The sequence below is a fragment of the Humibacter ginsengisoli genome, from assembly GCF_054780095.1.
Genome location: NZ_BAAGWZ010000001.1, coordinates 263,714 through 285,091, shown reverse-complemented (window position 1 = coordinate 285,091; position 21,378 = coordinate 263,714). Strand labels below are relative to the sequence as shown.

At 65.4% G+C, this 21,378-nt stretch carries 21 protein-coding genes; 8 read left to right on the top strand and 13 right to left on the bottom strand.

Annotated elements, in window-relative coordinates; all coding sequences use genetic code 11:
• Window positions 1-6 precede the first annotated feature (6 nt).
• The gene (locus ACYVI5_RS01035; RefSeq protein WP_460578636.1) at window positions 7-1,218 is read left to right on the top strand and encodes an ABC transporter ATP-binding protein; all 1,212 of its coding nucleotides are present in this window, start codon (window positions 7-9) and stop codon (window positions 1,216-1,218) included.
• On the top strand, window positions 1,215-2,033 hold the full coding sequence (locus ACYVI5_RS01030) for an ABC transporter permease (protein WP_460578635.1): 819 nt from the start codon (window positions 1,215-1,217) through the stop codon (window positions 2,031-2,033). The genes ACYVI5_RS01035 and ACYVI5_RS01030 overlap by 4 nt, the downstream gene beginning before the upstream one ends.
• Window positions 2,034-2,745: 712 nt before the next feature.
• Here the strand turns inward: ACYVI5_RS01030 and ACYVI5_RS01025 are convergent.
• Together ACYVI5_RS01025 and ACYVI5_RS01020 are read right to left on the bottom strand one after the other, a co-directional pair.
• Window positions 2,746-3,681 (bottom strand): glycosyltransferase family protein, encoded by a 936-nt coding sequence (locus tag ACYVI5_RS01025; RefSeq protein WP_460578634.1) that lies wholly within the window; start codon window positions 3,679-3,681, stop codon window positions 2,746-2,748.
• On the bottom strand, window positions 3,665-4,528 hold the full coding sequence (locus ACYVI5_RS01020; RefSeq protein WP_460578633.1) for a hypothetical protein: 864 nt from the start codon (window positions 4,526-4,528) through the stop codon (window positions 3,665-3,667). The genes ACYVI5_RS01025 and ACYVI5_RS01020 overlap by 17 nt, the downstream gene beginning before the upstream one ends.
• A 72-nt stretch (window positions 4,529-4,600) precedes the next feature.
• Between ACYVI5_RS01020 and ACYVI5_RS01015 the strand changes: the two genes are divergently transcribed.
• The 6 genes from ACYVI5_RS01015 to ACYVI5_RS00990 all read left to right on the top strand — a co-directional run bounded on the left by ACYVI5_RS01015 (window position 4,601) and on the right by ACYVI5_RS00990 (window position 9,951).
• The gene (locus tag ACYVI5_RS01015) at window positions 4,601-5,221 is read left to right on the top strand and encodes an acyltransferase (protein WP_460578820.1); all 621 of its coding nucleotides are present in this window, start codon (window positions 4,601-4,603) and stop codon (window positions 5,219-5,221) included.
• 51 nt (window positions 5,222-5,272) lie between these two features.
• Window positions 5,273-6,502, top strand: a complete 1,230-nt coding sequence (locus ACYVI5_RS01010) for a glycosyltransferase family 4 protein (protein ID WP_460578632.1) — start codon at window positions 5,273-5,275, stop codon at window positions 6,500-6,502.
• 92 nt (window positions 6,503-6,594) lie between these two features.
• Window positions 6,595-6,852, top strand: a complete 258-nt coding sequence (locus tag ACYVI5_RS01005) for a PqqD family protein (protein ID WP_460578631.1) — start codon at window positions 6,595-6,597, stop codon at window positions 6,850-6,852.
• Window positions 6,849-7,925, top strand: coding sequence for a glycosyltransferase WbsX family protein (locus tag ACYVI5_RS01000; protein ID WP_460578630.1), 1,077 nt, complete (start codon window positions 6,849-6,851; stop codon window positions 7,923-7,925). Before ACYVI5_RS01005 ends, ACYVI5_RS01000 begins: the two co-directional genes overlap by 4 nt.
• Window positions 7,922-8,968: a glycosyltransferase family 4 protein gene (locus ACYVI5_RS00995; RefSeq protein WP_460578629.1), complete on the top strand. Its 1,047-nt coding sequence runs from the start codon at window positions 7,922-7,924 to the stop codon at window positions 8,966-8,968. The genes ACYVI5_RS01000 and ACYVI5_RS00995 overlap by 4 nt, the downstream gene beginning before the upstream one ends.
• Window positions 8,969-9,123: 155 nt before the next feature.
• Entirely contained in the window at window positions 9,124-9,951 is an 828-nt protein-coding gene (locus ACYVI5_RS00990; RefSeq protein WP_460578628.1) for a class I SAM-dependent methyltransferase, read from the top strand.
• A 25-nt stretch (window positions 9,952-9,976) separates the two neighbouring features.
• On the opposite strand, the gene ACYVI5_RS00985 is transcribed toward ACYVI5_RS00990, so the two are convergent.
• The 11 genes from ACYVI5_RS00985 to ACYVI5_RS00935 form a co-directional block, all read right to left on the bottom strand.
• Window positions 9,977-11,674, bottom strand: coding sequence for a hypothetical protein (locus ACYVI5_RS00985; RefSeq protein WP_460578627.1), 1,698 nt, complete (start codon window positions 11,672-11,674; stop codon window positions 9,977-9,979).
• Window positions 11,671-14,175 (bottom strand): glycoside hydrolase family 2 protein, encoded by a 2,505-nt coding sequence (locus tag ACYVI5_RS00980; RefSeq protein ID WP_460578626.1) that lies wholly within the window; start codon window positions 14,173-14,175, stop codon window positions 11,671-11,673. Before ACYVI5_RS00980 ends, ACYVI5_RS00985 begins: the two co-directional genes overlap by 4 nt.
• Window positions 14,165-15,148: a DUF1839 family protein gene (locus ACYVI5_RS00975; protein WP_460578625.1), complete on the bottom strand. Its 984-nt coding sequence runs from the start codon at window positions 15,146-15,148 to the stop codon at window positions 14,165-14,167. The genes ACYVI5_RS00980 and ACYVI5_RS00975 overlap by 11 nt, the downstream gene beginning before the upstream one ends.
• Entirely contained in the window at window positions 15,139-16,065 is a 927-nt protein-coding gene (locus tag ACYVI5_RS00970) for a class-II aminoacyl-tRNA synthetase family protein (RefSeq protein WP_460578624.1), read from the bottom strand. The genes ACYVI5_RS00975 and ACYVI5_RS00970 overlap by 10 nt, the downstream gene beginning before the upstream one ends.
• Entirely contained in the window at window positions 16,065-17,222 is a 1,158-nt protein-coding gene (locus ACYVI5_RS00965; RefSeq protein ID WP_460578623.1) for an acyl-CoA dehydrogenase family protein, read from the bottom strand. Before ACYVI5_RS00965 ends, ACYVI5_RS00970 begins: the two co-directional genes overlap by 1 nt.
• Before the next feature lie 7 nt (window positions 17,223-17,229).
• Window positions 17,230-17,478: an acyl carrier protein gene (locus tag ACYVI5_RS00960; RefSeq protein ID WP_460578622.1), complete on the bottom strand. Its 249-nt coding sequence runs from the start codon at window positions 17,476-17,478 to the stop codon at window positions 17,230-17,232.
• Between the two features lie 114 nt (window positions 17,479-17,592).
• Window positions 17,593-17,964 carry a holo-ACP synthase gene (locus tag ACYVI5_RS00955; RefSeq protein WP_460578621.1) on the bottom strand — a complete coding sequence of 124 codons (372 nt, stop codon included), beginning with the start codon at window positions 17,962-17,964 and terminating at the stop codon, window positions 17,593-17,595.
• Window positions 17,964-18,731: an FAD-dependent oxidoreductase gene (locus tag ACYVI5_RS00950; protein WP_460578620.1), complete on the bottom strand. Its 768-nt coding sequence runs from the start codon at window positions 18,729-18,731 to the stop codon at window positions 17,964-17,966. The genes ACYVI5_RS00955 and ACYVI5_RS00950 overlap by 1 nt, the downstream gene beginning before the upstream one ends.
• A 148-nt stretch (window positions 18,732-18,879) precedes the next feature.
• Complete coding sequence (locus ACYVI5_RS00945) at window positions 18,880-20,028, bottom strand: nucleotidyltransferase family protein (protein WP_460578619.1); 1,149 nt, start codon at window positions 20,026-20,028, stop codon at window positions 18,880-18,882.
• A complete protein-coding gene (locus tag ACYVI5_RS00940) occupies window positions 20,025-20,966 on the bottom strand; it encodes a hypothetical protein (protein ID WP_460578618.1) in 942 nt (313 codons plus the stop codon). The genes ACYVI5_RS00945 and ACYVI5_RS00940 overlap by 4 nt, the downstream gene beginning before the upstream one ends.
• On the bottom strand, window positions 20,963-21,352 hold the full coding sequence (locus ACYVI5_RS00935; RefSeq protein ID WP_460578617.1) for a lasso peptide biosynthesis B2 protein: 390 nt from the start codon (window positions 21,350-21,352) through the stop codon (window positions 20,963-20,965). Before ACYVI5_RS00935 ends, ACYVI5_RS00940 begins: the two co-directional genes overlap by 4 nt.
• Between the last annotated feature and the right edge of the window lie 26 nt (window positions 21,353-21,378).

Below are 21,378 nucleotides of genomic sequence, written 5' to 3'. Positions count from 1 at the left end.
CGGACCATGCGCGACACCGCCATCAGCGTCGAGCACCTGACGAAGACCTACCGCATTGCGCGCGGGGCCGCGAACAACAATCGGATCACAGAAGCCGTGCTGGAGCGGATGCGTCACCCCTTCCGCCGTGCGGACTACACGACGTTCTCCGCGATCGACGACGTCACGTTCGACATTCCCTGGGGCGAGGCCGTTGGCATCATCGGCCGCAACGGCGCAGGTAAGAGCACGCTGTTGAAGCTCCTGACGAGGATCGCTGCGCCGAGCGCCGGCCTGATCGATCTCGGCGGCCGCGTCGGGAGCCTGCTCGAAGTGGGCACCGGCTTCCACCCGGAACTGACGGGCAGGGAGAACATCTATCTCAACGGATCGCTGCTGGGCATGAGTCGCAAGGAGATCAAGCGACGCTTCGACGAGATCGTCGAGTTCTCGGGAGTCGCGAAGTTCCTCGACACCCAGGTGAAGCGTTACTCATCCGGCATGTACGTGAGGCTCGCGTTCTCCGTCGCCGCTCACCTCGAGACCGAGATTCTCGCCATCGACGAGGTGCTGGCGGTGGGCGACGCGGAGTTCCAGGCGAAGTCGCTGGCCAAGATGCGCGAGGTTGCTCGCAGCGGACGCACGGTGCTCTACGTCAGCCATCAGGCGAGCACCGTCACCTCGCTCTGCACGTCCGCAATGTTCCTGGAGCAGGGAAGCCTCACGTACTTCGGAGACGTCGACGGCGCGATGGAGCGCTATCGGAGCACGTTCGAGACGTTCCAGCTGGAGCAGCGCGAGGCGTCGAAACGCCCGGGAACCGGTCAGCTGAGGTTCGCGGGAGCGCGAGTGGCAGACCAGTCGCAGGATCCGATCGACGACATCGTCATCGAGTTCGAAGTCGGATCCAACTCTGACGTAATCGGAAAGTACTTCATCTCGTGCCACATCAACGATGCGGACGGGAACACCATCGTGCAGTGCGATTCCCGTCTGGTCGGCGCGTGGTTCGATCCGGCGAGGCCGCAGAAGAGCTCGCTTATCGTGAAGTCCCTGTGGTTGAAGCCAGGCCGGTATTTCGTCGACCTCTTCGTCTGCCAGGCCGGCGTCATGGACTACTGGGAGGGCGCCGACACCTTCGAGGTGCTCCCGTCGTCTCCGTACCCGGAGCTCACTTCGGACGAAGCGATGTCGCACGGTGTCGTGCTGGCCGATTTCAGCTTCGAGGCCGAGCCGTGAGCCGCATTCTGATCCGCCCCCCCGGCCGTCTGAACCTTCCGCCCTGGCGAGAGCTCTGGGAGGCTCGCGAAGTGCTCTGGCGCTTCGGAGTTCGTGACATCGTTCTCCGCTACCGGCAGACCGCGGTCGGAGTCGCCTGGGTCGTACTACAGCCGCTTGTCGCCGCCGGCATCTTCTCGATCGTGTTCGGTCAGGTGGCAAAGCTCCCCACGGGAGGCGTGCCCTACTTTCTGTTCAGCTTCGCCGGCATGCTCGCCTGGAACGTCTTCAACAACGTCGTGAGCCGCTCTGCGTCCTCGTTGGTAGCCAACCAGGCGCTCGTGTCAAAGGTCTTCTTCCCTCGACTGGTCGTTCCGCTCTCGAGCGTGATCTCCGTGCTGATCGACTTCGTCGTGGCCTTCGCGATGTACATCGTCTTGCTCTTCTTGATGCGCGTGAACCCCGGATGGCCCGTGGTTCTCACGCCTGTCTGGCTGCTCCTCGCGTTGCTGCTCGCGTGCGGTATCGGTGCGGCGGCGTCCGCCATCACGGTCAAGTACCGTGATGTCACATACGTGCTGCCGTGGATTCTGCAGATCCTCCTCTATGCAACACCGATCGCCTATTCGCTGTCTGCTGTACCGCAGAACCTGAAGTGGCTGTTCGAGCTGAACCCGCTGACGTGGCTCATGGAGGTGGTTCGCTGGTCGACGCTTGGCCAGCCCATGCCGTCCGTGTGGCAACTCGTGGCACTGCCCGTCACGGCACTGATCGTTTTCTTCGGCGGCATCGTCATCTTCCAGAGCCACGAGCGGGGATTCGCGGATGTCATCTGACGACGGCATCTCTGTCATCATTCCGGCCCACAATGCAGCGCGGTCTGGGTCGGACTCTGCGACTCCGACGACTTGTGGCACCGCGATCGGGTAGGTCCGTACTCGACCTCGCTGCCCGTCGTCCCGATGCCATAGCAATCGCGAGCGACGTGCGAGGTTTCGCTTTGGTCGACGACCGCGAGGAGTCGGCGCGGCATCATCGGACATCGTCTTTGCCGCGACGAGTGTCTGTTACAGGCGAAACGCATACGCGACCGCAGATGGTTGTGCCGTCTGGAGCGACCTCTCGGACGACTACATGCTGAACGTATCCATGGCGAGGTTCGGCCCTGTGCTAGTTATCGGCTCGCCACTTGTGCTGTACCGCGTACGGCCGAACTCGCTGTCGCATTCCGATGCACAGGTTGCGCTCGGATACATCGCTGCGAATGTGGCCGCGCGATTCGGTGTCGGCACGCTTCATGAAAACGCCGGACCGTTGTATCGACATCTTCTCCTTGGAGTAGCGCGTGCCGCCACGCTGCCGTCCGTGTTCGTTCTCGGCTTTGCAGCGCTCGCCAGGATGCCACTTCACGACTTGGCCCGCTTCTTGGTGACCCAACTGGGCGCAAAGCTCCGCTCTCGCAAAGCTGCGCGTGTCCACGAACACCGTTGACTCGCGGAGCCTCACCGGTTCGCCGCTCCCCTATGAGGCGCCCACCGTTTCGGTGACTCACCGATTCCAGCTTGCCGCTAGACGCTGTAAAGGGTGCGGTGCCGGACCGTAACGACCGACCGCGTATGCGGCGATCGCCCATCCCACAACGATGACCGTACGAACCCTCGCCTTCCAACTCTGCGTCCGGATGCCCGTCAGCACCCGCCTGCGCAGGAATCGGACGCGAGAGCGGTATGTTCCGCCCACCGTTCGATTGAACAGCAGCCCATTACGCGTGTAATAGAACGTGCCCAGCGTCGCTGCCGCTCCGCTGAAGGAGGCGGAAACGGAGTGCGCGATCCGCACATTGCATGCAACACGCAGAGCAACACTGCGCTGGTGCGCTCGCATGCTCCACTCGGAGTCCTCGAAGTTCAGAAAGTAACGCTCATCGAACATTCCGACACGGAGCCAGGTGGAACGCGAGGCGGTGACGCAGCAACCAGCCATCAACTCCGTGATCCGTACTCCGTCGCTGCACAGCGGGAGCTCATCGGCGCCCAAATGGTGGGGGAAGCCGTCTTCGACCGCCCCGCCCGCAAACCACAGCCGATCGGGCTCGTCAAGGTAGTAGATCTCGGGACTGGCTGCACCGTCATCCCCCGCGACTTCACGCATCGCCGCAAACACGCCCGCGGGCACGATGGTGTCGTTGTTGAGCACGGTGATCCACTCGGCGTCGTGGTCCATCGCGACCGCAATACCGGAGTTCATTCCGCCTGCGAACCCGAGATTCCGCCCGTTCTGATGTGTGACGACCCCCGGAAAGCGTTCGTTGACCGCCTCGATCACGCCATCGAACGATCCGTTGTCGATTACGAGCGGCGTCACTTCAGGTGAGCCGGTCACGAGGGACTCGACGCACGCGAGCGTGTCGGTCTTGCCGTTCCACGAGAGCACGACCACGATGTGACGGACGCTGCTGGCGAGCGGATCAGTCGCCGAGAGCACCGGTCGACTTCCGTCGCGCCAATCGTGGCCAGAGCCCTCTGGAAAACGGGTGGAAGTCTCGCAGAAAGCGCCACGTGAGAGGTGCCGGCCACCAGATCACCCAATAGTAATAAGCACGATGGAAGTCGCCAGAATGACCCCAGCTCCGAAGCTTCGCACCTATTCGGCGCGGTGACCGCGCCCAGGAATTGTGCACGATCGCCTGTTCGTGCCCGATGGCAGCGAAGCGGTGCTCCAGAGGCGCGGTCGGTCGCCGAAGTTGCAGCGATCGTTCGTCGCCACGAACGGTGACACGAAGGTATTCTCCCTCTGCCCTTCGCGCATCGACCAGCCTGGCTGACGGACGCACCGCGATCGCTCCCGGGTACTCGTAACGCGGCCCGCCGTCGTCCGCAACGACTTCGAAGACGTACGACGAAGTTCGCCGGTAGAGCACGCGCATCGGCCACTCCACGGATTCCAGGCCGCGCTTCTCGGCCTCGTAGAGCACGTCGAGAAGAGCAGCGCAATCGGGCAAGAATTCGTCGTTGTCCAATTGGACCACCCAGTCGACACCCTCGTCGGCGAGTGCTAGGAGTGCTGCCTGTCGCTGGGATGTGTCGGCGTGCATCGGCCGCTCTGGATCGACCCAATCCCCTGAGACGATCCGGACGATCCCCCGCACGTCCACTCGACGCACAATCCCCTCGACCTCATGCACCGGTATGGTTGTGCCGTTCCAGCCCCGGCCGCTTACCGGCATCGGCACGACCAGCACATCGACGATGTCGTAGTACTGGGCGAGCGTCTTCTCAAGCCAGACAGGGTCGCCAGGCAAGACGTAGGCGCCAATTCGTCTGGGCACCATGCAGCTCCGCTCCTGTCGGGTCGCGGGAGGCGTCACGCTGGCCCCGCGTCTGACCATTCAACTAGATTGACGATGACTCACCTAGCGAATGGACTCGAAATGGGCACGCTGCGCGAGACCGCGAAACGGTACGCACCGGGCCCCATCGTGCACGCCGCGCGCTGGTACAGGGACGTTTGGTCGGACCTACGGCTCCGGCTCCTGACCGATCTCGGGTACTTCCCGTCGCATAGGGTCCGCGGGTTCTTCTATCGGCGAGCGGGCCTCACGATGGATCGCTCGTCTAGCATTCATTGGCGAGCAGAGTTCTACGCGCCGGAACGCATCGCGATCGGTCCTCACTGCACGATCGGGGACTCGAGCTTTCTCGACGGGCGAAGCGGTCTCACAATCGGCGAGTCAGTCAATCTAGGCAGTCACGTCACCATCTACACGCGCCAGCATGATGTCGATTCGCCCGACTTCGCCGAAGTGGGCGGCCCGGTGACGATTGGTGATCACGCTTGGGTGTCCAGCCACGCGATCATCCTTCCAGGCGTGACGGTTGGCCAAGGAGCCGTTGTCGCGGCTGGAGCGGTGGTGACCAAGGACGTCGCCCCTTACACGCTGGTCGGTGGCAATCCGGCGCGATATATCCGGGATCGTTCGCGCGACCTCCACTACAAGCTCGGGTACGCGAAGCGATTCGTGTGAGTCGATCGCGATCAGGGCCCGCAAGCGCCCCATCCTGCAGAAAGGGGAGAAGTGCCGCGGCCCCATCGCATCCTCGTCATCGACCACACCGCGCAGCTCGGCGGCGCCGAGGTCGCCATGGCGAGGCTTCTAGGCGCCATCGATCCGGTGCGCTTCGACGTGCGAGTCCTTCTCCTGGCCGACGGACCGCTCTGCGAACTGCTACGCGGGTCCGGCATCCGCTTTGCCGTCATCCGCGCATCCGAGAGTCTGACAACGGCCGGGCGGGACCAGGCCACGGCGTCACTCGTTGCGACGCTCACGAACGCCTGGCGCACGCTGAGCCTGGTTCCGAGAATTGTGCGTGCGATCCGGGGGGCGCGCGCCGACCTCGTCGTAGCCAACACGTTGAAGGCCGCGGTGCTCACCTCGATCGCCGCCCCATTGTCCGGACGACGATGGGTGTGGCATCTGCACGACCGCCTGGCGCCGGACTATCTGCCGAAGCGACTCGCGCAGGCAATGCGGGCGCTCGCGGGGATAGGGCCACGCTCGATCGTCGCGAACTCGGAATCCACGCGGCGAACACTTCCCACGCTTCCCGGCGAGCGCGTCGTCGTGGCGTATCCCGGTATCGAGGTCGGGCCGAATCACAAGCCACCGGAGCCCGCAGCCGTCGGCGAAAACGGGCACCCGATGTTCGGACTTCTCGGACGCATCGCACCCACGAAGGGACAGGACGAGTTCCTGCGCGCAGCGGCGAGGGTATCCCCCGTCCACGCGCACGCCCACTTCATGGTCATCGGGGACGCGCTCTTCAACGACGCTGCGTTCGCCAGTGGCATCCGCGCGCTACCCGAATCACTCGGCATCGCCGACCGGGTGACCTTCACGGGCTGGGTGGATGATCCCACCACCGAACTGCGAAAGCTGACGGCGCTCGTGCACGCGTCACCCGTCCCCGAACCGTTCGGGCAGGTGCTGGTGGAGGCGATGCTGACGGGCGTCCCGGTGATCGGGACGGATGCCGGCGGCGTGCCGGAGATCCTGGACGCCAGCGACGGTGAGGAGGAGGAGGTTTCGCCTGGAGTGACGCGCACGCGACTCGGCCTCCTCGTGACGCCCGGTGACGTCGATGCGCTGCAGCACGCGATGGTGTGGATGCTCGACCATCCGACAGAGCGCGCGTCGATGGCCGAGAACGCACGTTTGAGTGCCCGTGAACGCTTCGACGTGCGCAAGAGTGCCGGGGTGGTGCAGGCATCCTGGACCCGCGCTTTGGGGCATACCGGGACGGCGTAGATGCCGCCGATGGCCGATATCTTGGTGGGACGACCCGAACGCCAGGGCCGGCGAACCCGAAGACCGGAACCCGAAGACTTGGAGACGACAACGTGAGACTGCGCACCGAGGGGATCACCTGGCAGGAGATCGATGGCGAACTCGTCATCCTCGACCTGCAGTCGTCGATGTACCTCACGACGAACGGCTCCGGTGCATTCCTGGCCAAGCTCCTCATCGAAGAGCGCACCGAACAGGAACTTGCTACCGCGCTCGCCAAGGAGTTCGACATCGCCGATGACGTCGCTGCCGCCGACACCGTCGACTTCCTCGAACAGCTCGCCGACAAGAAGCTGCTCGTCTCCTCATGAGCGACAGTGTGGCTCGAGCGATCGCTTTCTATCTGCCACAGTTCCACCCGATTCCTGAGAACAGCGAATGGTGGGGCCCCGGCTTCACCGAGTGGACGAATGCCGCTAAGGCGCGACCGCTCTACCACGGACACAATCAGCCCCACCTTCCCGCGGATCTCGGTTTCTACGATCTGCGCCTTCCGGAGTCCCGGCACGCCCAGAGCGAGCTCGCCCTCGAGTACGGCGTCGAGGCCTTCTGCTATTGGCACTACTGGTTCGGCAAGGGCTCCCGCATCCTCGAGCGCCCGTTCACCGAGGTGCTGGCATCCGGCGAGCCGTCGATCTCGTTCTGTCTCGGCTGGGCGAACCAGACGTGGACCGGGATCTGGCACGGCGCTGAGAACCGCGTGCTGCGGCAACAGACCTATCCGGGGCCCGAGGACGATCAGGCGCACTTCAATGCGATCCTTCCCGCCTTCACGGATGCCAGGTACCTCCGGGTTGGCGGCCGTCCGATCTTCTACGTGTTCCGTCCGGAAGAGCTTCCGAACGCGGCCGAGTTCGTCGACCGATGGCAGTCGATGGCGCGCGCGGCCGGCCTCGACGGCCTCTACCTCGTCGCCGAGGTGAGCGACCTGCTCGGACGCGGGCCTCGCTATACGACCGTCGCCACCGACGGATTCGACGCTGGCGTCTACGTGCGTCTTCCGGCGCGCCAGGATCGAGCCGACGTGCTCCGGATGCGCGTGCGCCGCAAGCTCGGCGGTCCAGAGGTCTACCCATACTCGACGGATGCCTCGCCCTGGGATCCCGTGCGCGACGACCCGATGCTGCAGCCCAGCGTGTATCCGAACTGGGACAACACGCCCCGCTCCGGCGCTCGCGGCCTCGCGCTCCACGGATCGGAGCCGACCAAGTTCGCCCAGAACCTCAAGCACGCCGTCTCGGCGCTCGATGGGCGGCCTGCCGAAGAGCGCCTGCTCTGGATCAAGTCGTGGAACGAGTGGGCGGAAGGAAATTACCTCGAGCCCGACCTCGAGCACGGGCGCGAGTGGCTCGCCACGTTGCAGCGCGGGCTCTCACCGGCATGAGCACTGTGAACGAGCGCCCGATGCGCATCGCGGTCATCTCGTACTATCTCCCGAGCGGCAGCAAGATCGGCGTCGGGTATCAGGTACACGAACTCGCCACGGAACTGACACGGCGGGGACACCACGTCGACGTCTTCAGCGAATGCCCACCGGTGGAGGGCGCGATATACGGGCACCGCCGCATCGCGCTGTCGGGACCTATGCGCACCTTCCGTTTCGCGCTCGAGCTGCGCAAGGTGGACTTCTCCTCGTACGACGTGCTGCACGCGCATGGCGACGACTACTGGCTGTGGAAGCGGCGCGTGCCCCGCCACATCCGCACGATCCACGGCTCCTGTTTCGAAGAGGCCCTGCACATCAAGGGATTCGGCGAGAGGCTCCGCATGGTCGCGTTGGGCTTCAGCGAGGTGCTCGCGAGCCTCGTGGCGGATCGCACGGTCGTCGTCTCACCACGCACCCGGCGGTGGACGCCGTGGGTCCGGCGGGTCATCCCGAACGGTGTCGACGATAGGCGGTTCCGGCCCGATCCATCCCGGCGAGCGAAGAAGCCGACCATCCTTTTCGTCGGCACGTGGGGCAACCGCAAGCGAGGCGGAGATCTGGCAGAGGCCTTCCAACAGTATGTCCTTCCCGCGGTTCCGGATGCTCGTCTCGAGATGGTCTGTCGAGACGCTCCCGCCGATCCCGGGGAAGGCATCCACGTTCTCGGGGGGCTCAGCGATGCCGAGCTCGTCGAGGCATACCAGCGTGCGTGGCTGTTCTGCCTGCCCTCGGATTATGAAGGTTTCGGCATCCCGTATGCGGAAGCCATGGCATCGGGGGTTCCCGTCGTCGCGACCCCTAACATTGGAGCACGCTACGTAACGGACGACGGTCGTGCTGGTGTGCTGGCGCCGCTCGACCGGCTCGGCCAGGTGCTGCGAGAGTTGCTCGCTGACGATGAACGATCGGCTGAGTTGAGTCGTTCCGGCTTGCGCAGGGCTAAGACATTCTCGCTGGAGCGCATCGTGGACCAGTATGAGAGCCTTTACCGCGCGCACTGACCCGCATTCTCTTTCGGAGAGCGTCGTCACCCGAGAAGGGGAGGCGAAGATGAGCAGGTCTCGGCTTAGACTGACGGCACGCTGACCGCCATTATTGAGGGTTCCACCCCCACGCACGCTCCGGCCGGCGTGGTCTTCGAAGGGACGCACGGATCGTGACCTCGAACCAGGTTCTGAACAAGCTCGACGCGGTGAATCGCCCGACGTGGTCGAGGCACGTCCATGAATTCGTCGCGGCGGATTCCTGGACGGATAGAGGCGAGCGCGACATCCTCAACCGCCTCGCACCCCGGCTGCGGGGACGGCGCCTCCTCGACGTCGGTGTGGGCGCCGGACGAACGGCATGGCTGCTCTCGCTGATCAGCGATGACTACGTGGGGATCGACTACACCACAGAGATGGTCGAAGCCGCCCGGCGGAATCATCCGGGCCTGGACATGCGGGAAGGGGACGCCCGGGACCTCCACGACTTCGAAAGCGAGTCGTTCGACTTCGTCATGTTCAGCTTCAACGGCATCGATGCGCTGGACCACGCCGACCGTCAGTTGGCGTTATCGGAGTTCTACCGAGTACTCGTGCCCGGCGGAATCCTCATGTACTCCACCTTGGACAAGACGGGCCGCGATTTTCGGACGGTTCCGGGGCACCATTCCGGCGTACGCGACGGCCGCAGCGTGCTCCGCAAAGTCGTCTCGTACGCCGGTCATCTTCCATCGAACCTGTCTCGTTACCGCCGAGAGCTCACCAACTGGAAGAGACTCAAGGAGCAGTCTGAGGATCATGGCGACTGGGCGCTTCACCCACTGGGCGCGCACGAGTTCGGCCTGCTCGTGCACTACATCACTCCGGATGCCGCACGTAGAGAGATGGAAGAGCACGGGTTCGAGGTCGAGTCGCTGATCGATGATGCAGGGATGCCGGTCGACCGCACAACGCCGGAATCCGAACGCGGATTCTTCCACGTGGTGGCGACCAAGCGCTGACCGCCCTAGGAAGCGCTGACCAGCGCTACCTAGGGCCGTCCGCTGCGATCGCGTCTAACCTGCGGACGACAGCCTGAACCACCTCATCCTGTCCCGCGCTGACCCGGAGCGAATGGTCGGCGTCGGGCACGTGGACCATACGGAATCGCCCCGATCGTCGGAGCACCCGACCCCAGGTACCGGTCCAGAACCGGTTCATCGTGACCTGCGACACGTCGTCGTCGCCCACGAGAAGCGTGGCCTCTCCCCCGGCTCGGATGCTGTTGCGGACGTGCCAGAGACCGGCTCTGCGAGGATCCACGGCACTGGATGCGCGCCACAGGCCCGTCGCCGCCCGGCGATGTTTTACCTGCAGATCAGTGAGCCATCGCGGCATGCGCCGGAACGTCGCCCATGCCGCCGGCAGTCTGGTGTCGGCATCCACAGTGAAGACCACGTTCGTGACGATGGCCTCTCGCACCGCACCGGCTCCCAGTGCCTCCAGTGCGCTTGATCCGGACGAGCAGAGGCCGACCGCTATGACATCTGGGCGCGCCTTCTCGGACAGCCCACGCGCGACATCGGGGATGTCGCCCAACCAGTCCTCGTTGTAGATCTCGTCGTCGTCGTGCCCGGGTCGCGTCGCACTATCCCCCACGCCACTGTGATCGAGTCGGATCGAGACGAACCCGGTACCGGCAGCTTGGCGCCCGATCCGAACCCAGCTGCGGCCCTCCCCGAGATGCCGTTCCGCGGCGACACCGATCGTCAAGACACGTGGCAGGATCCCATCACCGGATGCCGCCGTTGTGCTCATCCCGAAGAGGTCGCGTCGCGATCCGTACCATCCGGCCTCTTCGGAGATCCGGATGCCTCCCTCCGTCCACGTCGCGCAGGTACGCTGCCTCGGCTGGAGCGCGACTTCCGTTCGGGGTAGCGCGGAGTCCAGGTCGTCGACCACTGCTTGCAAGGTGGTCGACGGTACAGCTGCGACAAGCGTCGGAACATCGAGCAGGAGGTCCTGGTCTACGGCATCCATCCACGCCGCCTGCTCCGTCGGGAGCGCTTCGCGTAAGACCGGCGACACCTTGCGGTCCGGGCGCGTCAGCACGATGGTGCGCCGAGCTAGTGTCGCAACCTCGGGCGGGTCTGTCATCGCGAGCCCGCGAACCTCGGCAGCGGCATCTGGAGTGAAGCGATACGATGGCGTCTCCACCCAGCCTTCAGGCGCGCGCTGGCGCCCTTCCAGCCACGGTGCGTGCACGAGCTGCCATTCGCGCAGGAACGTTCTGCCTGCTGCGCATGGATCCCACAGCACCAGCTCGTCTAGGTCGAGGTCGCCGTCAGCCGCCGCACGGTAGGCAAGGGTCGCTCCCAGCCGCATGCCGACGATACTGACGCTCTCCGCGTTCCACGCCCGCACGGCCGCCACCGCATGCCGCACGGAGGCGAGCCAGGCCTCTCGACGGCCCGGGTCCTCGAAGGAGCCCGCACTGTCACCGGTGCCGTCGTAGTCGAAGCGCAGCGCGAGAAAGCCGACGGATGCCAGCCGTTGCGACAGCCGACGGAAGGTGCGGTAGGCCATGTTGCCTTCCTCGGCCAACGGCTGGCAGAGCACGACAGCGCCACGGATGCGCAGCGATTCCGGATACACGAACCAGCCGAACAAGGGGCGGTCGTCCGGCCCGAACCAGCTCGCGGACTCCACGATGCCGTCGTGGCGCAACCCCTCGGTCGCGGTCATCCCCGCACTTCCCGAAACGCGAGCTGATTGCCGTTCAAGGCTCGCACGGTGCCGACGAGCCGCGCTCCGCGCTCGATCGGGCGCAGCCGCACGAGAGCCGTGCTTCCCGGTGCGAGCTCGAACGCCGTATCGTCTGCGATCCATCCCGGGACCGCGACAGTGACGAACTGCGCGAATCGCCTACTCGACACCTCGAGCTCGGCACTAGATTCATCGGCCCGGCGTACCTCGACAGCGAGCCCCAGATCGCGCTCGAGCGGACGACCGAGACCGCCGGGCAGCTGGCACGTCCTGCCGATCACGTGCCCCGCCTCGTCGAGGAGTGTCGCGGAGATCACGTCGTGGGCAATGGGACCGAACCGATGGGCCCACGAAAGGTCGCGGAAGCCGTCGAAGAGCGCGTCCACCCCCACCTCCGCGGAGGACCGCGGAGGAATCGACAACGATCGCTCCGCACTGTCGACCATCAGCTCACCGTCCACGAACAGCTCGACCCGCAGCGTGGCATCCATCGCCGTAGGAGTGTCGTTGTGCACGTGCGCTACCAGGCCGTTGAGGCCCTCGTCGGAGAGCGAGACGGCGACCGGGGCGAGCGCCCTCCGCATCGCGTGCCACGCCTCTTTCGGAAGGCCGGTGGAGTCGATCAGGCCCATGCCCGCGCCCGGCAGACTGTCGCGCAGGTAGAACACCAGCCCGCCGCTCGACGGCGACTCCGTACGACGCCACTCGGCGAACGTTCTCCCGACAAGGTGGGCGACGGCGGCACGCCCCAGATCCAGGTAACGGTCGGGGTCGGCGTAACGCACGGTGAGCGGCTCGACGCCGAACAGTTCGCGCACATAGTGGTCACGGACATCCTCGAAGTCCCACGATGCCCCCGCGTCACGGAAGACGGCGCGCTTCCATTCGGGTGCGTGGCCGGCTGCCGCAGCGTTGCCGAAGTATCGCTCGACCGTCTGCCGCCCAGGTGGGATGGCGAACGCAAGACATTCCGCCGCGAACCGGGGGCGAGCCAGTCGGGCGTCCTCAGGTGCACGGAGATAGGCGCCGACTCCGTAGTAGTGCGAGACACCGGAATCCGGACGCGTCGGCACGTCTCCTCCCCAGGGCGACGTCGGCAGGAAGGGGACCTTGCCGAGGCACTCCTTCACCACAACCGGCAAGCGCTCTGTCAGCAACGGCAGACCGGCATCCAGTGCGACACCCGCGTACGCGGCCTGCTGTGCGATCTCGCTTCCACCGCTTACCAGTGCGATCGACGGGTGCCCGGAGAGCCTGTCGAGGTTCTGTCGCACCTCTCGCAGGAAGAGGCACTCCCATTCGAGGTCGTCCGGCGGGTCCGCGAAGGCCAGCATGCAGTCCTGCCACACCATGACGCCCAGCTCATCGCAGAGCTCGTAGAACGCATCGCACTCGTACACGGTGTCGCCGGACACCCGGAGCATCCGCTGGTTGCCGTCGACGACCTGCTGAATCGCAGCTCGGAGGGATTCGCGGTCCTCCCGCAATCCGATCGGGTCGAGAGGCATCCAGCACGACCCGCCGACGAAGATGGGCACACCGTTTACCACGAAACGGAATCCGCCATCCGACTCGTCGACCACAATCGTGCGGAACCCGACGCGGCCCACGGAAAGTTGTCGTGCGCCGAGGCTCAGCTCGACCTCGTAGAGCCGCTGCTCGCCAAGGCTATGCGGCCACCACAATCGCACGTCGTCCAGGGACACGGATGCCCGCACCGACCAGGTAGCGCTCTCGGCGTCGAACTCGGCCGCAACGGGCGCGTCGGAACCGGCAACCCGCAACCGCGCTGCAGCCAGGTCCGCCTCCTCGATGTCGCCGCGGAGCTCGAGCTGAGCGTCGAGCACTCCGGAACCATCCCCGGTCGGCACCGCAACGAGCCGGCGCCTTGTGATGCGCACCTCGGCGACAGGCACCAGACGCACGGGCCGCCACGGGCCGACGATGGGCGGAACAGGCACCGCACCCTTCAGCCGGCCCAACAGCGACGCCCGTGTCCAGCGCAGGTTCCCATCGGCCAGCCGTGCGACCCGCCAGCGAGGTCTCGGACGCCGACCGGAAAGCTCGGCCGACAGACTGCGGAACCGGATGGCGAGACGGTTCTGCTCCGCGAGTCCTTCCAACCGAACGCGATCGGTGACGAACATGTCTGCTGTCGATGCGACGAGGCCCCCGTTCAGCCACACCTCGGCGGACACCGCCAGACCCTCGAGCACGAGCTCTGCGCGTTCGCCCGCGCGGGCCGGGAATCCGGTCTGGTACCACCAGTCGAGCCCATCGATGTCGGCTTCGTCCCAGCGTCTTCCTGCCTGGAGCAGCGCCGACGCCACTGTTCCGGGCACCGGCGCTTGCGCCCACTGCAAGTCCATCGCCTGTTCGGGCGACGAGATCTCGCCGGGCCGGCAGGACGCGAACTTCCAGACGGCATCGCGAAGCAGATCAGGTTCGCGCGCACCCGCTCCGGCCGGCTCAGAGGCCATGGTGCGCGGTCAGCGTGTCGCGAACTCGGGCCCAGGCATTCGCCATGGCATCGAAGGTCGGAGCGATGTCCACGTCGCGTCCACGCGCGAGCCGCGCGAGAGCGAACTCAAGGGACTTGCAGTCATGCGCAATGTCGTTGAGGGCCTCGATCGCGGCATCCATGTTCATCGCTGCCGAGTGCTCCTGCAGCCAGGCGAGATGCGCGGCGCCGACCTCGGCGCTGGCACCGCACTGCCGGAACGTGCCGAAAGCCCACTGATGGAAACCGTCGATCCCGGCGCTTCGAAGCCATGGCAGGTCGGCGTCGAGACGCGCCTTGAATCGTGGCATCGGGTTCTCCGAAGGCATGACCGCGATCTGTTCCTGGAGCATGCGTCTGGAGAGGGCAGCGAGCTCGCCTTCCGCCGGTCGAACGAGCCGGTCCAGGCGAACGGTCTCGACGTACGGTGGTAGCGCATCGACTTGCGCTGTGTCGCCCAGCCGGAGCACGCCGTCGAAGTCCTCGCCCTCCAGCTCGAAGTAGGAGGGTCCGTGGAAGTATCCGAGCCACCGGCGATCCGGGTCGATCGCGTTCGGGACGATCGTGGTCTTCGTGTGCTCGATGCGATACGAGACGCCTGCGGTGTCGGGCAGATACCATGAGTCCACCTCGACCGTAATCAGTCGCCCGGAGGCGAGGTGCTCGATGACGTGGTCGACGACGGGGCGCCACGGGTTCATTTCGAACACGCGAATGCCGTACAGCCGCCGCAGGTCGTCGGGAAGGAACTTGAAGAACGTCCACTGGTCGCCCTCGAAGTCCGTGGCGAGTGCGAACGACGCGGCGGCCAACGGTTCCAGGCCGAGCGCGTGCAGCACCTCGATCCAGATGTCGACATAGCAGTTCGTCTCGCCCCAGGTGCGCTCCGAGCGGTGCAACAGGTGCGGCTCGTAGGTCGCGGCGTCGAGGTCGAGTACCTGCGTCAGGGCCACAGCGAATTCCTCACGTGCGCCGGCCAACCGTCGAGCGCGGTTCCATACCGTTTGAAGAGCGCGAGAGCGATGCGTTCGAGGCCGAATCCGATGCAAGCGGAATGAGCGTGCGCCGCATCCGGTGTGCGGAGGTCGAACGAGTCTCCGAAGTGCGACTCGTGACAGTTCGCCGACGTGATCGCCGTGCGCACCTCGACAGAGCTGACCGGGCAGGTGATCTCGAACTTCAGTGCGGTGGCGCGTTGGTTTGCCGCGAGCATCCGTCCGGCACGGCCGAAGAACGGGTCGTTCGCCTCTTCGATCTGCACGTCGAGACCGAGGCCGGAGAGCAGCTCGAAGCCGCGTTCCAGCCACGTGTCCCGATGCTCCAGCGCACCCGCCGGGTCACCGATGAACACGAACTCGTGCTGGCGGAAGCTCTGCATTCGCACCGGATCGATGCTCGGCTCGTGGCGGAAGCAGTAGCCCTGTACCTCGTATCGCCATCCCTCTGCGGGAACGTTCGAGGGGAGCGTTCCATACAACGGATGGCAGGCCGCCGAGCACAGCGCCACCTCAGCCGGGGTGAGCGCCTCGGTCCAGTCGCCTCCAGAGTCGGCTATGCGCAACAGGGCCGCGTGCTCGGCGTCGCCCCCACGGAAGATCTCGATCGCACCGATCAGGTCGGGAAACGATCTCAGATAGTCGGTCTTCTCGAACGCTTCGACCGCCATGATCGGTGGGAAGTAGTACTTCGGACCGCCTCCGCCGCCGGATGCTCGTGAGGCGAGGCTCTCGATGCCGCGCACAACGTGCTCGAAGTCGCCGGATCGCTGATAGAGCCCGTCGACACCGCCGCTGACCAGTACCCCGGCGTCGAGCAGTTCCGAACGGAAGGCTGCCCGTTCGGCCTGCACCGCCTCGCTGAGCTCGGCCATCAGCGCTCCCTCTGTACGAGGAGCAGTTGCGCGTTGTTCGCGTTGATGCGGTCGTTGTTGACCATGAGCTGCGCCCCATACGCGTCACGCAGCAGCCGACCGAGGGTGAAGGGCGAAGCGTTCGCGTAGCCGGCCATTCCGCAGATGAGCAGCGCCTTCTGAATCACCTCGATCAGCAAGCCAGATGCGGCTACCTTGAGGGAGTTCATCGAAGTGGCGTAGCCGATGGATGCGCCCAGATCGGGATCCCGGTCAGCCGCGCGGAAGCGACCACGCGCTCCGTGTACGAGGTCGTGCAGCTGCTGCATCGTGAGCGCAAGCTCGGCCAGACGCATGGCGCTGGGCGGCACCACCCCGGGAGTCTTGCGCGCGGCGCCCTGGACGAACCGCCGCGCACGGGCATCCGCTTCAGAGGCCATGCCGAGCCACAGTGACGACCACAGGATGTGAGAAACGGGAAGCATCGTCTGGCTGGACATGTCGCCGTAGGGAGTCGCGAAGACCCGATCGAAGCTTCCGCGGGCCTCTAATACGAAGCCCGAGCTGCACGTGCCACGGAATCCGAGGGCGTCCCAGTCGGTGGTGCGCTCGAGCGTATAGCCGTCCTTCTCGCAGACGACGAGTACTTGATCGCTCGCGGCGCTCTCCGGGGTACGTCGAGCTGTGGCCAGGATGGCGTCTGCGTACTCGCCGTATGAGATGACAGGCGCCTGCTTGCGCAGCCGGTATCCGTCGCCGTCCGCCTCCACCGCGCAGGTGCTGCTACGCACGTCTCCTCCGATACCCACTTCCGTTGTCGCGGAAGCGAGTAAGAGTCCTTCGTTCGCGACGCGCCGCCGATAGTTCGCGAACGCCGAGGAGTCGCCGTGACGAACGAGACAGGCGACCTGGATCGAGTGCATGGCCAGGATCATTCCCGACGACGCGCACCAACGGCCGAGTTCGGTCACCGCATCGGCGACGTCGTCTACGCTGGCGCCGAGCCCGCCCTCGTCCTCGGAGATCAGCGCGCGCAGCAGCCCCGCGTCTCGGAACGCGTCGATCGATTCACGCGGGAAACGGCCCGTGGCATCCACGTCGGCGGCGTTCGGTCCGGCCACCTGTTCGCCGATGGTGCGCGCGACATCCTTCAGGTCGAGCGTGGCTTCAATCGACATGCCGGCCTCAGACAGACGCTGGGTCGACGAGGCCGCTGAGTGCCTCGGCGATATCGGCGATGGACTGGAACGTGTCCTTCCTCAGAAGCGCATCGGGAAACTCCACATCGAACGCGTCTTCCAGTCCGAGCATCACGTTGACGCTGGCGTGAGAAGTCAGGCCCAGCGAGTAGAGATCCGCGTTGCGGTCGACATCGGCGATGTCGACCGGCAGCTTTGCGTAATCAGCGAGGACCTTACGAATGGTTTCTTCCATGGCGTGCACTTTCCACGGCTGGCGCCGTTCTCAGACTTTCCTCATGGTATCCGCTGTCAGCAGCGGCGAAGAGGGCTCTCCCACCCCTCCTTAAGGGGCAGCATGTGCCCGCGATCACGCGGCGATCACCACGGCTATCGCAAGATCGGATGCGTGTGTCAACGAGACTTCGAACTCGGTGAGTCCGGCTTCCGCGGCGAGTTCGCCGGCGAGCCCGGACAGCCGAAGCCCCACGGGCCCGGACTGTTCGCTGACCACTTCGATCTCTTGCCAACCCGGTACTCGGTCCGTGACGCGGAGTGCTTTGAGGGTCGCTTCCTTGGCTGCGAACCGGGCGGCAAGACTCGCCGCGGCCACGCGCCCCTCGCGCCCGCCGCAGGCGGCGATCTCCTGCTCCGTGAAGAGGCGGTTCAGGTACCGGTCGCCGTGACTCGACATCGCGTCGGCGACCTCGCCGATCGGCTGGGCATCGACTCCGACTCGCATCAGCTCTGATCCTCGAGCGAGACTTCCCATTCCGTGCGGATGCGTGCGGCCGGGTGTTTGGTCTGTACGAGCATGCGTGTCACGGACTCGACGAACGATGCCGGCCCGCACACGAAGCACTCCGGTTCAGCTGAAGGCGGAAGCCCGAAGAGCTCGAGGTCGAGGGCGCTGAGACGCCCACCGCCACGCCCGCGCAGCCCGGATTCCGTCCCATCGCCCGTGATGATGGTGGCGACCTCGGCGTCCCCCTGGCCGCCGATCACGTCGAGCCGTGACCCGTAAAGGCGTCGCTCGAGGGATCTGACGGAGTGGATGATCTGCAGCGGACCCCTTTGCCGCTGCAGAAGCCACGTCTCGGCGATGGCCATCAGCGGAACGATCCCGGTGCCTCCGCCGATCAGCAGGAGCGGTCTGAAGTCGGTGTCTCCCGGGGTCCAGGCCATGCGCTCCCCCTTCGGACCGTCCACGTGGAGTCCGGTACCGATCGGGATATCGGCGACCGCTTGGGCCGGAACAGCCAGGGCGATCCGGGTCGAGGACTCCCGCGAGGGAGGGTTCGCAATCGAGTAGCTGTGCGGGCGCTCCCAGCGGCTCGCGCCGGGAAGACGCACGTCGACGTACTGGCCGGCACGATGACCGGGCCACGACGGTACATCGATGGTCACCTCTGCGATGCCGTCGGCGAGGTCCGCAACGTGCGCGACCGCAGCGGAACGCCACGGTTCGTCATCGAGTACGGCGACGCTCGCCACCGCTTCATTCAGCATGAGCGCACTCCCCCAGCCGTCTTCGGGTCACGGCTGCAGCCCTTTCACTCTAGGCGAGCACGGCAGACAACGGGTTCCCCCTGTTTGGGGCATCGGGCTAGCGGTCCCCCGTATCGTCTGCTTCCGTCGGATGCGCCAACCACCTCGCTCACGCCGCTCGCGCCACCGCCGACAAGTACTCGCGCCGCGCGTCCATGTCCGGTATGTCCTCATCGAGCGGGTTCGGCATTGTGCCCTGCCGGCGTACCCGAGCCTCGATCTGACGTACCTCCACCCACTGCGCAAGCACTGTGAAGGCGGTAAGGGCGGCACTGTCCCTGGCGCTCGAGTACTCCGTGCCGGAAAGTGAACTGTCGCCAGGGAGTCCCGGGAATGGATGCCTGCTCTCGCGATAAGCCGCGATCCGGCCCGCCAACGACCGCTGCATCGTGTGGCGAAGCGACTCGCTGACGGGGAATCGTTCGCCGAAGGTGCGCTCGACGCGCCCCAGTACGACAGCCGCCATCGTCGTCATGTTCGCTTGCGCGGCACGGATGTCGAATGCCTCCCAGTCGACACCGGAAGCGCGTGCCGCGTAGTGGATGTCTGCGATCCACATCAGGCGATTCGCGCCGGCCTGCGCTGCGTGGTACGCGGTATGCAAGACGGTGTCGGTCGGATCCAGGGTCGGAACCTCCAGGCCGTTGCCCATGCTCACCGATCTCCGGCGAGAGAGCATGCCAGGAAGGTCTGTGGGGAACGCACGGCGCGACCGCAACGCGACGGCGATATCCCAGTGCAGATCGAGTGGGAACCCGGAAGGCCCGCGCATCGCCAGCTCGGCGCGTCCAAGCCGATGGATCTCAGGCCAGTTGCGATCCACGAGCACGAACTGAAGGCGCTCCAGTGTCTCGAGTGCGATGGCGAAGTCCGCGGGATGCACGAAGACATCCAGATCGGTGTACTCCCGCATGTCGGGGTGAGGCCAGACCACATCGGCCAGTACCGGCCCCTTGGCCACGGCCCAACGCACGCCTCTCGCCTCGAAAGCAGGAACGATGGCGCCCAGATCATGCAGAGCTTGTAGATGGCGGAAGATCTGCTGTTGACGCGTGGCCTTGAGCCGCTCCGACCATTCCGGTGGAACCCCTTGCCTCTCCGCAATCCGCCGCCAGATAGCTGGATTGATCCGGTGAAGGGAGCCGGCACGAATGAGTTCGCCTAGGTTCGCTTTCGCCACGTCGACCGGCAGTGGACCATCACAAGCTGCCGCACTTTCTATGAGGAGGCGTGACAGCGGCCGGAGGTCTGGGCTCATTCCCCGGTCTCCGAGATGTCGAGGTATTCGAAGAGCGATTCGGTCACAGACTCGGGAAACGGCGGCCCCCAGGGTATGTGCCCGACCACGACGGGGACCCGACGGGCAAGCGCCGAGGCGTCCGCCAGCATGGTCGCGAGAACGCGATCATCGCGCCATCCCATCAGACGTGGGAACGAGAGGAGGGCGAGGGCTGCATCACGTGGCTTCAGGCGCTCGAAGCGCATCGGCGAGCCGTCACGAGTCGGGTTCGGGATGACGATGGCCGCAAGCGGAACGCTGGGCGCGGCGGTCTGTCGAGGTGCAATCACCTGACGTTCGTCAGCGCTTGTCCGGATTCGCGCATCGCTGATCTGCGAGGCGAGCTGGTCGATACCAGGTCGCAATCGAAGCTCGCGTGAACCACGTCGGATGGCCGGCGCCGAAACGATGTCGTCTACCACGAGTACGTCATCAGTGACGACGGAAGCGCCCTCCACGCAGAACAGTGTCGCCAACGTGGTCTTACCTTGACCCGAGTGCCCCACGAAACCGACACCCCGGCCGCTGACGTCCACTGCGCTCCCATGGAATACGGTCGTGCCGCGTAGATAGAGCATGAGTGCTAGAAGCGCTCCAGTCGTCATCACGCCGTCCATCCCGGACGGCGCATCGACGTGCATCGCGAGCAAAACCGTACGCAGGTCGGGCTGAATCGTGTAATCACACACCGTAGGCACGCGGAAGTGATACGTACCGTCAGAACCTCTGACAAGCGTGTACCAGTGGTCCTCGCCTCGTGCGAAATCGAGCAGCGGATCCGTCTTAGGCAGCGGAGACCAGTTCGTAAACGGCTCCTTGGAGGTGACCACGACGTCAGGAGGTGCCGGGGTGACCGCTCCCGCATCGTGAAGGTCGAAGTCGGCGTCGATGCCGAGGCCATAAAGGTTGGTCGTCACGTCGCTGTCTCCATCGGGCTTCGCAGAACCGGATACTTGTCTGATCCGTCGGGATCGAGCCCGACTCCATCGACTTCCACCCAGGCGTGAGCGGCGACTTTGCCGCTGGACTTCGTCACGCCGACCCGAAGGACAGGGTCGCGGTCCCGAAGGAAGTATCCCCCGACGATTGCCCTACGGAGACAGGTTCCGTTGAAGGGTCGCTGTCGGAGCACCCGCCACGCCACATCGAGCTTCTCGAGTTCGCGGTCACTCAACGCGACGTCGGTGACGAGCGCAACAGGCGCAGCGGCTCCATCCAGGCCAACACGCAGGTGCCCAATCTTCGCCGCACGGTCAACACCACCGCGTCTCAATGCCGCTTCGACACGGGCGGCCACTGCCATCGCCGTAACGAGATCAACCCAACGTC